Raw genomic sequence first — 11,836 nt, 5'->3', positions numbered from 1 at the left:
CTCGCGTTGAGGTAGAAGCATAACGATTATCAGCGGCTCCGCTTTGCGGGGTCGCTTTTTTATGAGGTAAACTTATAGCTGAAATTCATGCTGATTGATGGCATGATGAAAGCCAACACAGGTAGGGAATCATGGACATCAGATCGGTCGTCATCGGAGTGCTCGCCGGAACGGTGATCGTACTCGGCTATCTCCTCTGGGACTCCCAGCAGACGAAGGTCAAAGTCGATCTTCCTGGGATCAAGATCGAAGGGCGCTAAGAAAACGCCAACCATTAGCGATTAGCGGTGCCTCGAAGCATAGCGGACCCATGGAAAGCGGAAGGGGAAATTCGAAGAATTTTCCTGGTTTATGTATATGGGCCCCTAGTGCGCTCGCCGCTTCAAATTCCCCATCATCCTCCGAAACAAAGAGTATCAAAGCAAAATCCGCCCCAAATGCTGCGAAATAACAAGTGGTGGCCGCATCTGGCCCACACGCGAACAAGAACTGATTTGCGACGTGATTTCGTTTGCCTTGAGCTAGCGTCCTCGGATTGCCCAGGACCTCAAAGAGCTCTGCAGGCGGTCGCCAGCCAGCCAACAAATGTTGCGCAGTTTTGATTTCAACAATCGCCCCACCACGTTCAGGGATAATTCTTTTAGTATGATGGTAATGCATCGCGAATGCCATTCTAGCGCCAAAAGCTTGAAAGTGACGTAGCGTTAGAGGACCAAAGTTTAGAGCGGGGGCTTTCGAAAAATCGCAGCCCGTTATCCGACGCAATCTTCGGCGTTGAGACAGGGTCACCCGAGACCATTCCTGGATTAACTCCGGATGCCTTTTGGCTATTCCGAATTGCATCATCTTTGCAATTCGCTCACGATCTAAACCAACACCCGACCATTCTCGAGTCGCCCTAGCCAGGAAGGCAACAATCTGATCGGTTTGTGCAAACGCTCCATTGCATTTACCACATGCTGGAACGACTAGCTGATCGGGTCTTCGCTTTTCGAAGAATAGTATTTTAGGAGGTGCGTGCTCCTCTTGTTGGGTTGGAGATCTGCCACCGCAATAACAACAATATGGATTCAGTCTTTTGAATTCATCCAGTGTCATTCGGTGTGTTTCAAGGATTTTCCCCCCAACCCCCGCGCCTCTTCCTTCACCCGCACATCCGCGATGATGCGGTCGAGCAGCAGGCACGTGCGCTTGAATAAGTCCGAGCCCTTGCGATAATCGGCGCCCGCGTAGAAATCGCAGCGGCCCGCCTTGAAGAGCTCGACGCATTTCGCTTCGTTTTCGCCCGGATCATGCACGGCAATCGCGTGGCCGCCGTTCTTTTTCAGCAGCGCCATCGACGGCACGTCCGTATCGCCATCTCCGAAATAGATGAAATTCGAAAACGGGATCGGCCGCTCATCCTCGGGCATGTGCGCGTTGATGTTCTCGCCGAGATCCTCGATGCCCTTGTTGATCCGGAACAGGAATTGCGTCTTGCCCGTATCGGAGATGACCCGCTTCGGGAACGGCAGATCGTAGGCGTCGAACCAATACTCGCTCGCAAACACGTTGGCGAAGTGCGGGAAGATCTTCGTCCCCTCGATGATCTCCGTCAGCCCCGACGACACGAGGTAATGCTTCACCGTGATGCCCGCCTCCGCACCGCGCTTCCTCACGTAGGCGTGCATCTGCTCGAACCAGGCCTCGACGCCGGGATAAAGCTCCACCTTCTTGCCCTGAGCGACGAGATCGGCGCGATCGATGCGGACGCCCTTCTCTTTCGCCTTCTTGTAGAGGAGATGCATGTAGGTGATCAGCGCGTCGGCGCGCTCGGCCTTCGATACGCGCGTACACTCGGCCCAGAACTCCTTCGGCTCGATGCCGAGCTTGGGAAGAAACGCGTATTCCTGCATCGGGCGCGGCGACAGCGTGCCGTCGAAATCATAGACCAGCGCAATGGTCATCTTGCTTCCAGCGACCCGCTGGCTTCGCGAAGAGGCGTCGCCCTGATCGGACGCCCTAGCAGAACGCCGCCGGGAGCTGGCTTCCTCGGCGGCCTCGCCCGCTTGCGCTTTCGTCCCTCGTCCACCTGCTCGCTCGACCATGAGCTTTCTCCGCCCTCGACTTGTAGAGCGGAGAAAAGCGTGATTCGGGTGGCGCAAGAAAGTCGGGCGTCAGTGGTCCGCGCGTTCCGCGTAAATTTCTTCGCGCACCTGCGCATAGCTCAGCAACGAAAAGAGCACGGTGCCGCCGAAAACATTGCCCGCCAGGGTCGGAAGAAAGAAGCCGAACAGAGCCTTCTCGACGTTGATGAGGCCCGTAAGCACCCCGTAGATCGCTTCGACGCTCCCGGCGACGATATGGGTAAATCCGAAAAAGGCGATCAGGTAGGTGAGCAGCAGTATGACGAGAAATTCGACGCCTTCCGTCGACGCGATGATCCAAACGAGCGCCGCGATCAGCCAGCCCGCGCCAATGCCCTTGGCGAACATCTCCACCGGCGTGTTGCTCATCACGCTCGTTACGATATTCGCCAGCGAAGGCCCGAGATCCGCCGGAATAATCGGCAGCCGGACGATCGCGAACGCGAAAACAAAACAACCCGCAAGGTTCGCGGCGAGGACGATGCCCCAGAGCCGCAGCATCTTGACGAACCAATGGAATTTCTTCCGCGCCATCACCGGCAACACGGCCGTCAGGACGTTTTCGGTGAAAAGCTGCTGGTGGCCGAGGATGACGATCAGAAAGCCGACCGCGTAGCCGAGCTTGGCGACAATCGGTGTCCACTCCGACGCCGGAAGATGCGCCGCAAGCGCCGCTTCAGTGAGAAATGAAAAGCCGATGGAGATCCCAGCGGCGATGCCGGACCACCAAAGCGCGGAAGCGGGGCGGCGCAACTCCGCCTCGCCTTGCACGCGTATGATCTCGTAGATGACCGCCGGCCGCGGTTTGACCGACTCGCGAACCTGCGCGCGTTCCTTGCGGCTGAGCCCGGACCCCGGCGGAGGATCTTGCGTATCCTCCGGCTTGCCGTCAGTCTCGGTTCGCTTTTCAGCCATTAGTGCTTGCAGTCAGGTCCGTGTACGTGCCCCGGCTCACCGTGCCCATGATCATGGGCGTGATCATGCCCGTGACCGTGATCGTGCCCATGATCATGGCTGTGATCGTGCCCGCAGCCGCATTGATCGCCATGATCGTGATGATGCGCCTCGGGATCGACGAGCGCCGCCGCGAGCTTGCGCTCCAGCGCGATCGACATTTCGCGCGGGCTGTCCTTGTCCTCGATCAGCAACGCCATCACTTCGGCGCCGAGCCGGAAATCATCGACCGCGCCGAGATAGTGCCGCCGCAACCGTCCCTGACGATCGAAGATCAAAAGCGCGGGTGTGCCCTGCAGCTCGTAAGCCTTCATCGTCTCCGGAATACCTTCAGCACTCGGCTTATCGAGCGCGATAGGAATGGTGATGCCGTTTTCCTTCAAGAAGGCTTCGACCTTCTCGGGCGTCTGCTCGTCGAACTTTTCGAATGCCATGTGGAGGCCGAGCACCGACACCTCGTCCTCGGTAAAGCTGCCGCGAAGGCGCATGGCTTGCGGCAGGCCGAACTTCTGCGAGCCCGGGCATGCGAGCTGCCAGATCGCGATGACGACGACCTTGCCCTTCTCGGCCTTCAGCGTGCGCTTCTTGTCGGAGTTGAGCCAGCGCTGCGCGATGATCTCGGGCGGGCGTTCGGGGTTGAACATCTCAAAGCAATCCTTGCGCTATTTTCGTCTCATATAGCATCCCGGCGACCCAACCGGCAGTGGGCAGAGGGATGAACCCCAGGGTCAGTCGCAGTCGCCTGATTTTTCGGGGCCGGTCTTCGGCGTATTTTCGGGGCACGCGAACTCGGCAGGAATTGTGCACGGCTCCGACGAATTTGGCGAATAGATCCGGAAATGCAATGGGCAGCCGCGCATCACATTATAGGCCGAGACGCAGCCGACAGGCGGCGGGAGGGGCGCGAGCGACTTCGATTGGAGCGTCCAGTTCGTTCGCTTCTTCCACCGGTCCTCGACGATCGTAAGCGTCGGAATTTTGGCCTCCGCACTCTCCGCGAGAGCTTCCGGCATCTGCCGGTCCGGAGGAATGCCAAGCACGAACCGGCCGGACGGCTCGCGGAACCCGATGAGTGCCGCTTCCTTCGCCGGGCAGGCCGCAATCGCTTTCGCGAGTTGCTGTGCGGGCCAGATCTTGTCGATACTTGGCAGAACCACGCCAAGCAGCGTGATGGCGAAAAGTCCGAGCGCGGCAACACCGACCGCGGCCCAGCGCCGAAGCTGTCCTTCTCGGCCGAGCCGTCCGCTCCAGATGAAGAGCAACGCGATTGCCGCGATGAGCAAAGCGGGAATGATGCCCGGAATCTCGCCCGCGAACAGATAGACGCCCGCAAAAATCGCAAGCGGCAGCAGGGCGAACGTTAAGGGCCAGGTCGAGAAGCCGCTCCATTCCGGACGCTTGCCCGCGCCGCCCTCGCTCGTCACGACAATCGCAACGCCGAGCGCGAGCGCCGGAAACATCGTCTGCACCATGTAGGTGCCGGGCTTCGACGACAGCGCTTCGAGATAGACGAGATATCCGATCACCCACGCGAGCAGAAACCGCGAAAGCGCCTGGTCCCGGCTTCCCCAGAAGCGCTTGAACGCCGTGCCGATGAGCACCGTCCCCGGAAGAAAGCCGAGGATGAGAGCGAGCACGAATGTGCCCGGAAAAGCGCGAAGCTTCATGTCTTGCGCGCCGCCGAGTGCGCCGAGGAACGAACGCCAGCCCATCCCGGCAAAAGGCGTTCCGTCCTGATGCGCACGGATGATCAACCACGAGGCCCCAATGGCGAGCGCGATCGGAATGCCGATGAGCGGCCGCAAACGCTTCAGCCAAGTCAGGTCCCGATCCATCACATAAAGCGCGATCAGCGTCGCGAGGACGAGGATAGGCACGAGCAGAGCGTTGATCAGAACGCCGAAACCGAGAGCAATCCAGAACAGGAGAGCCATCGGATAGCCTTCGTCGGGCTTGGTATAGATGCGCGCCAATGCGAGCATTGCGATGGTCGCAGGCAGAAGCGACAACCCCTCCGCAATGGCGAGTTGCGAAACGAGCACCGTCAGCGGCGCGACCGCGAACAGCGCCGACGCGATCAGCGCCGTCTCCGCACCGACCAACCCGCGCCCCAGCCAGAACAGCGCCAGCACCGCAAGCATGACCGCCAGCAATGACGGGATCCGGTAGACGGTGATTTCGCGCGCGAGCGAATCCCCGGCGAGCCATCCTGCCGCGCCTTGCGCCCAGAACGTGCCTATCGGCCGGTATTGATGGACGACGTTGCCGTAACGCGGGTCGGTCCAATCGCCCCGCGCCACCATATCCCGCGTCGTATCAGCGTAAACGATCTCGGTCCGATCAACGGCCGGCAGCCGCACGACGCCCGGCAAATAGACCGCGAGGCAAAACCCCAGGAGGGCAAGCGATGGCGCCCACGGCCGCGCTGCGATCGTTGCCCACCAGTTCCACATTGCGCGTTGGCGCTCCACCACAATATGCCCTTCGAAACTTGACATGCCTCAGGAACTCGGCTGTTTGCGCATCGAACGCAGAAAACGCAAGGGCTCAACTACCGCATGCCAGTAAAATCGGCTGATCGCACAGCTCGCCGCGCGCGGCTTATCGAGATCATTAAAGAGCGGTCTTTTCAGGAAGGCCCCGCGTTCAAGCTCGCCTCCGGCAAAACGTCGACTTTTTACTTTAACATGAAGCCCACTATGCTCGACAGCGAGGGCGCGTACCTCATCGCGTCACTGATCCTCGATCAGCTCGAAAATACCGAAGCCGATTTGATCGGCGGGCTCGAAATGGGCGCGGTGCCCATCGCATCGGGCGTGGCCGCCGTTTCTTACACGCAAGGACGAAAGTTACCCGCGTTCTTCGTGCGCAAACAGGCGAAGGAACACGGCACGCAGGCACTCGTCGAAGGTCTGGCCAAGGGCGAGAGCATGTCCGGCAAGAAGGTCGTTGTCGTCGAAGACGTGACGACGACCGGCGGCTCGGCCTTGAAGGCAGCCGATGCTCTCCGCGCCGCTGGCGCCGAGATCGTCAGCGTCATCACCGTCGTCGACCGCCTCGACGGTGCAGCCGAAACGTTTGCAGCTGCCGGACTGAAGTTCGAACCACTTCTGACGCTCGCGGATTTCCGGAGCTAACGCTCCCAGAGCCAGGACCCAGGACCACCAACCCTCCGTCATCCCGGCGAAGGCCGGGATCCATGCAAAGCGCAGCACGTGCGTACCGCGCGGATCGCACAGCCTCCGCCGACCTCCGTCGGCATGACAGTGGTCGCTAAGGGAAAACCGGCTCAGCCCAAATGCGTCTTCAGGAATTCGCTCGTCCGCTCCCAGGCGAGTTCGGCGCAGTGACGATCGTGCACCGAACGCTGCTCGTTCATGAACGCGTGGCTCGCGTCGTAGCGGTAAAACGCGCCCGGCTTGCCGGCGCCTTTCAAGCCCGTCTCGAACGCATCGACCATCGCAGGCGTAATGAAATCGTCGCTGTTGGCGAAATGCCCCTGGAAAGGCACTTTCAAGTCAGCCGGCTTCGCGACTGTTGCGGGCGGCAGGCCGTAGAAGGAGACCACCGCGGAAAATTCCGGCACGCGGCAACCGGCGAGCACGGCAACGGCGCCCCCCATGCAGAAACCCGAAACGGCGACCTTCGGGCTAGACCGCAATAGAAATTGTCCCGCGCCCCGCACGTTCTGATCCGCTGCATCGAGGAAATTCAGCGAATTCATCTCGGCGTTCGCCGCATCCGCATCGTGATAGGGAATGACGACGCCGTTGTAGAGATCGGGCGCCAGCGCGTCATAACCCAAGAGCGCAAACCGGTCGCACAGACCTTTGATCTGATCCTGCAAACCCCACCATTCCTGAATGACGACCACGCCGGGCGCGTTCGCCTTCCCGGCGAGCGACAGATAACCTTCCGCGGTCTTGCCGTCCGGACGGGCGAATGGAATGCGGGTACCCATTTGATGCAGCCTCGTAAGTTCGAGCCGATTGATTGCGCGGCACTTGTTTATGCGCCGCGCCTGAGGTGAGCAATGGCCCCGTGCTGCCCAACGTGCACGACGCCCCCTCGGCAATTGCCGGCTTCAAGGAGGTGCGAAGCTGATCCCGCGTCCTGTCTACTCCGCCGCGACGCTCGGGTGTCCCACCGGGCTCGCTTTCAACACATCGGAATCGACGTATGGCGCGAACTTCGCGAAATTGTCGTGGAACATCTGTGCGAGCTTCGCTGTCATCGCATCGTAAGCCTGCGGATCGGCCCACGTTTCGCGCGGGGTCAACAATTTCGGATCGACCCCCGCGACGGCGACCGGGACTGCGAAGCCGAAAACGGGATCGGTCCGCATCGGCTGATCCTTGAGATCACCGGAAAGAGCCGCCTCGAGAAGCGCACGCGTAACCTTGATCGGAATACGCGTCCCCTCGCCATACTTGCCGCCCGTCCAGCCCGTGTTGACGAGCCAGCAATCGACGTCATGCTGTGCGATGAGATTGCGCAGGAGATTGCCGTAAACGCGGGGATGACGCGGCATGAACGGCGCGCCGAAGCAGGTGGAAAACGTCGGCTGCGGTTCGGGCCCCATGCCCTTCTCCGTTCCAGCGACTTTCGCCGTGAACCCCGAAAGGAAATGGTACATCGCCTGGCTCGGCGTCAGCTTCGCAATCGGCGGCAGCACTCCGAAAGCGTCCGCCGTCAGCATCACGATGTTCTTGGGATGACCCGCGGTGCCGGTTGCGCTTGCGTTGGCAATCGCGTCGAGCGGATAAGCGGAGCGGGCATTCTCCGCGAGGCGATTGTCGTCGAAGTTTGGAACGCGCGAAACGGGATCGATGACGACGTTCTCCAGCACCGTCGCGAAACGGTTCGATGCGGCCCAGATCTGCGGCTCAGCCGACTTCGACAGGCGGATCGTCTTCGCGTAGCACCCGCCCTCGAAATTGAAGATGCCGTTATCTGACCAGCCGTGCTCGTCGTCGCCCAAGAGTTCGCGGGAAGGATCGGCCGAAAGTGTTGTCTTGCCGGTTCCTGAAAGGCCGAAAAACACGGCCGAGTTTCCATCCTTGCCGACATTCGCCGAGCAATGCATGGGCATGACGTTCTTGCCCGGCAGAATATAGTTCAGGAACGAGAACACGCTTTTTTTGATCTCGCCCGCATAGCTCGTGCCGCCGATGAGCACGATGCGCTTCGTGAAGTTGCACGCGATAACCGTCTCGGAGCGCGTGCCGTGGTAGAGCGGCGCGGCGCGGAAGCTCGGCAGATCGACGACTGTGAATTCCGGAAGAAAGCCCTCGAGTTCGCTTGGCTCGGGCCGGCGAAGAAGATTGCGAATGAAGAGCGACTGCCAAGCATGCTCGGTCACGATACGCGTCTTGAGCTGGTGGCCCTTCTCCGCACCAGCATAAAGGTCCTGAACGAAAAGCTCCTTGTGCCGCGCAAAGCTGATGAAGTCGGCGAGCAGACGGTCGAACTCCTCTTCCGTCATGCCGCGGGCGTTGTCCCACCAGATCGCGCCTTCGGTTTCCGCGTCGCGAACAATGTATTTGTCTTGGACCGAACGGCCGGTGTGCTGCCCCGTCTCGACGACGAACGCGCCACTCGCAGCAAGCTTGCCTTCACCTCGGCGGACGCCGTACTCGACGAGTTCCGCCTCCAAGAGGTTACGGCGCACTCTTTGCGAACTTGACGTCGGGAACAGTTCAGCCATCGATATCAGCCCCATAAAAACAGACGCTGCGCGCATCCAAGTTTTCAGCGCCTGAAAACAACGTCCGGTCAGTCATTTTGTGCCGCACAAAACAGAATCGTTGGGCCCAAATGACGCTGGTGGCGAAGGGCCTACCATAAAGTGGGGCCATTTGGTGGCCGAACGCTAATGCCACACGAAAAAACCGGTAACATTATGTTACCGTTTGGATATTCCGAGATTCGTCTTTACGCAGAGGATGGGAGTAACAAACCCGGTAAACAAGCGGAATTTGGAAGTTGTGACCACACAAATCACCCTGTTCGCTTGCCGTTGAGGGCGTGGTCGCCTATTCAGGGGCCATTCAGCCTCCGGCGTCCATTGGACGGGGCGCCACAATTGGTACACCATGCCGCCATAAGCGCCTAATGCTGGCGCGGTGCACATCCGCTGCGGCCGAGGGGCACAAGAGGAACAGATGAAGGAAAAGAGCACCATAGCGCTCGTCGATGACGAGCGGAACATCCTGACCTCCCTGCGGATGGCCCTGGAGGCCGAGGGCTATAAGGTCCGAACCTATGGGGACGGGGTCTCAGCGCTCGAAGCGCTGACTGAAGAGCCGGCCGATCTCGGGATATTCGATATCAAGATGCCGCGCATGGACGGAATGGAGCTTCTCCGCCGCGTCCGTCAGCAGTCGGCGATGCCGGTCATCTTTCTGACCTCGAAGGATGAGGAAATCGACGAGCTTTTCGGCCTCAAGATGGGTGCCGACGATTATATCGCGAAGCCGTTTTCGCAGCGGCTCATCGTCGAACGCGTCAAGGCTGTTTTGCGCCGTGTGGCGCCCAAGGACGGCACGACGACGGAAGACGAAGCCAAGCGCGTGCTCGAAAGAGGCAAGTTGAAGCTCGATCCCGAGCGTCACACCTGCCACTGGGATAACCGGGGCGTCACGTTGACGGTGACGGAGTTCCTGATCTTGCAGGCGCTGGCGACACGGCCGGGCGTCGTCAAGACGCGCGACGCCCTGATGGATGCAGCCTACGACGATCAGGTCTATGTGGATGACCGCACGATCGACAGCCACATCAAGCGCTTGCGCAAGAAGTTTAAGCAGGTCGATGACGATTTTGACGTGATCGAAACACTTTATGGCGTCGGCTATCGCTTCAAAGAGTAGGCGGCCGATCAGCCACCGGGGACGGGATGGCGCTCGACAGCAATGACATTGCAGCGGCCGCAACGCTGAGAAGCGCTGCGGACGTTTCCGCGCCTTCCATAGGCGTGAAGAAGCCGAAATTTGATTTCCGTGCCGCGGCCGCAAAAGCGAGCGCCGCGACCGGCCGGTGGCTGTCGCAAAGTTTCATCGGCCGCGTCATCGGAAAAAACCTCAGGCGGCGCATTCTTCTGGCGAACGTCTTGGGGCTCGCCGGCCTGCTGTTCGCGATGCTCTATCTGAGCCTTCACCACGGCTGGCTGCTCGACGCGAAAGTCGACGTCGTCAAAACGGTGTCGCGCATCACGTCGGAGGCGATTGCGTATCGGGCGGTCAATGAGCGCGCAATTTTCGATCCGAACCGGATCCCTGAGAAAACGATGGCCAGAGCCCAGCGCGACGATGCGTTCGCCGCGCTCGAATTGCCCATCGATCCGCATCAGGCTGCGATCATCCTGAAAAAGCTTGTGGGCCCGGCGAACCTCAAAGCGCGCATCTATTCCGCCAAGGGGACGCTGATCCTCAACGGCGAGACGCTCTTTTCGAACGATGACCCAACCGCCGAAACCGTCACGGTCGCCGCCGACGAACCCGCCCCACGTCTCAAGAATTTTTGGACCCGGCTCCACTATTGGGTGATCAACAAGGAACTCAAGGTCTATCGCGAGCTAGGAACCGCCAACGGGTTTCTCTATCCGGAGGTGCAGCGCGCCGCGCAGAATGGCGTGGAAACCCCCATTTTGCTGCTCAACCGGCACGGCCAGCAAATCGTGTCGATGGCCGAGCCGATCAAACGAGGTAATAAAATCCTAGGCGTCCTACTCCTTTCTACAAATCCCGGCGATATCGACGACGTCCTTTGGGACGAACGTTGGCTGATCTTGCAGATCGCGGCAATGGCGCTGCTGGTCGCGATCGGCAGCTCGCTAGTTCTCGAGAGAACGGTTGCAGGGCCGATGCGTCGCCTGTCGGAAGCAGCCAACCGCGTGACGCAGAATATTTCCGCCCGCGAACAGCTCCCCGATCTCACGGAACGCCGCGACGAGGTCGGGCAGACGGGCCGTGCATTCGTCGCGATGACGAACGCACTTTACCGGCGCATCGAAGCCAGCGAGAAATTTGCAGCCGACGTCGCCCATGAATTGAAAAATCCTCTGGCGGCTGCCCGCTCGACCGCAGAAGCCCTCGCCTACGCGCGATCCGACGCCGACCGCACCGAGCTCGTGCAAGAGATCCAGACCGAGTTGAAGCGGCTCAACCGGCTGATAAACGACATTTCAAGCACATCGCGTCTCGATGCCGAACTCGCCCGCCAGGAAATGCAGGCCGTCGATGTCCGCACCGTGCTGGAGAGCGTCAACGGACTATTCTCCGAGATGCTTGCGGACGACACGCGCAGCATCCGCCTGATCGTCGAGCCCGGAACGGCCGCAGCCTACACGGTGCGCGGTAACGACGGGCGCCTCGGCCAGGTATTCACAAATCTCATCGACAATGCCTTGTCGTTCTCGCCGGAAGGCGGAACCGTCACGGTTCGCGCCAAACTGAACGACAGAAAGATCGAAGTAGCGGTCGAGGACGAGGGGCCAGGCATCCCGCCGGATAAGCTCGCCCAGATCTTCGACAGGTTTTACAGCGACCGCCCGCAGACCGACGCCAAACGCGGAAAGAACTCGGGGCTCGGCCTATCGATTTCCCGCGAAATCGTCGTCAGCCATAACGGCGAGATTTTCGCAGAGAACCGTGGATCAAACAGCGTGCAGGCGCCAAGGGGCGCTCGCTTTACCGTCCGTCTGCCGCTAGCGACAGTAGGACCCGGACTTGTCTGGAGAAGTTGAGCGCGTCCACGCG

At 60.1% G+C, this 11,836-nt stretch carries 11 protein-coding genes; 4 read left to right on the top strand and 7 right to left on the bottom strand.

Annotation, left to right across the window (positions count from 1 at the left end):
* The first annotated feature begins 131 nt into the window (after positions 1 to 131).
* On the top strand, positions 132 to 260 hold the full coding sequence (locus BM399_RS21455; protein ID WP_280140513.1) for a hypothetical protein: 129 nt from the start codon (positions 132 to 134) through the stop codon (positions 258 to 260).
* On the opposite strand, the gene BM399_RS20835 is transcribed toward BM399_RS21455, so the two are convergent.
* The 5 genes from BM399_RS20835 to BM399_RS02030 all read right to left on the bottom strand — a co-directional run bounded on the left by BM399_RS20835 (position 241) and on the right by BM399_RS02030 (position 5,578).
* Positions 241 to 1,098 carry a hypothetical protein gene (locus BM399_RS20835; protein ID WP_143111305.1) on the bottom strand — a complete coding sequence of 286 codons (858 nt, stop codon included), beginning with the start codon at positions 1,096 to 1,098 and terminating at the stop codon, positions 241 to 243. The two genes, BM399_RS21455 and BM399_RS20835, sit on opposite strands and share 20 nt — an antisense overlap.
* Complete coding sequence (locus BM399_RS02045; RefSeq protein ID WP_092863516.1) at positions 1,095 to 2,087, bottom strand: HAD family hydrolase; 993 nt, start codon at positions 2,085 to 2,087, stop codon at positions 1,095 to 1,097. The genes BM399_RS20835 and BM399_RS02045 overlap by 4 nt, the downstream gene beginning before the upstream one ends.
* A 69-nt stretch (positions 2,088 to 2,156) precedes the next feature.
* Complete coding sequence (locus BM399_RS02040; protein ID WP_092863513.1) at positions 2,157 to 3,041, bottom strand: formate/nitrite transporter family protein; 885 nt, start codon at positions 3,039 to 3,041, stop codon at positions 2,157 to 2,159.
* Positions 3,041 to 3,724 (bottom strand): TlpA disulfide reductase family protein, encoded by a 684-nt coding sequence (locus BM399_RS02035; RefSeq protein ID WP_092863510.1) that lies wholly within the window; start codon positions 3,722 to 3,724, stop codon positions 3,041 to 3,043. Before BM399_RS02035 ends, BM399_RS02040 begins: the two co-directional genes overlap by 1 nt.
* Before the next feature lie 84 nt (positions 3,725 to 3,808).
* A complete protein-coding gene (locus tag BM399_RS02030) occupies positions 3,809 to 5,578 on the bottom strand; it encodes a glycosyltransferase family 39 protein (protein ID WP_092863507.1) in 1,770 nt (589 codons plus the stop codon).
* Between the two features lie 60 nt (positions 5,579 to 5,638).
* Between BM399_RS02030 and pyrE the strand changes: the two genes are divergently transcribed.
* The gene (gene pyrE, locus BM399_RS02025; RefSeq protein ID WP_092863504.1) at positions 5,639 to 6,217 is read left to right on the top strand and encodes an orotate phosphoribosyltransferase; all 579 of its coding nucleotides are present in this window, start codon (positions 5,639 to 5,641) and stop codon (positions 6,215 to 6,217) included.
* Positions 6,218 to 6,369: 152 nt separating this feature from the next.
* Here pyrE and BM399_RS02020 read toward each other — a convergent pair whose 3' ends face one another.
* Together BM399_RS02020 and BM399_RS02015 are read right to left on the bottom strand one after the other, a co-directional pair.
* Positions 6,370 to 7,041, bottom strand: a complete 672-nt coding sequence (locus tag BM399_RS02020) for a dienelactone hydrolase family protein (protein ID WP_092863501.1) — start codon at positions 7,039 to 7,041, stop codon at positions 6,370 to 6,372.
* 156 nt (positions 7,042 to 7,197) lie between these two features.
* Positions 7,198 to 8,787 carry a phosphoenolpyruvate carboxykinase gene (locus tag BM399_RS02015; RefSeq protein ID WP_092866140.1) on the bottom strand — a complete coding sequence of 530 codons (1,590 nt, stop codon included), beginning with the start codon at positions 8,785 to 8,787 and terminating at the stop codon, positions 7,198 to 7,200.
* A gap of 457 nt (positions 8,788 to 9,244) precedes the next feature.
* Here BM399_RS02015 and BM399_RS02010 point away from each other — a divergent pair, with 457 nt between their 5' ends.
* Both BM399_RS02010 and BM399_RS02005 read left to right on the top strand, forming a co-directional pair.
* On the top strand, positions 9,245 to 9,949 hold the full coding sequence (locus tag BM399_RS02010; protein WP_092863498.1) for a response regulator transcription factor: 705 nt from the start codon (positions 9,245 to 9,247) through the stop codon (positions 9,947 to 9,949).
* Positions 9,950 to 9,975: 26 nt separating this feature from the next.
* Positions 9,976 to 11,823 (top strand): stimulus-sensing domain-containing protein, encoded by a 1,848-nt coding sequence (locus BM399_RS02005; RefSeq protein ID WP_092863495.1) that lies wholly within the window; start codon positions 9,976 to 9,978, stop codon positions 11,821 to 11,823.
* Positions 11,824 to 11,836 lie beyond the last annotated feature (13 nt).

It is taken from the genome of Hyphomicrobium facile, from assembly GCF_900116175.1.
Lineage (GTDB): Bacteria > Pseudomonadota > Alphaproteobacteria > Rhizobiales > Hyphomicrobiaceae > Hyphomicrobium_B > Hyphomicrobium_B facile.
Note: the sequence above shows the minus strand (reverse complement) of the source record. Positions and strands in the feature narration are given on the sequence as shown.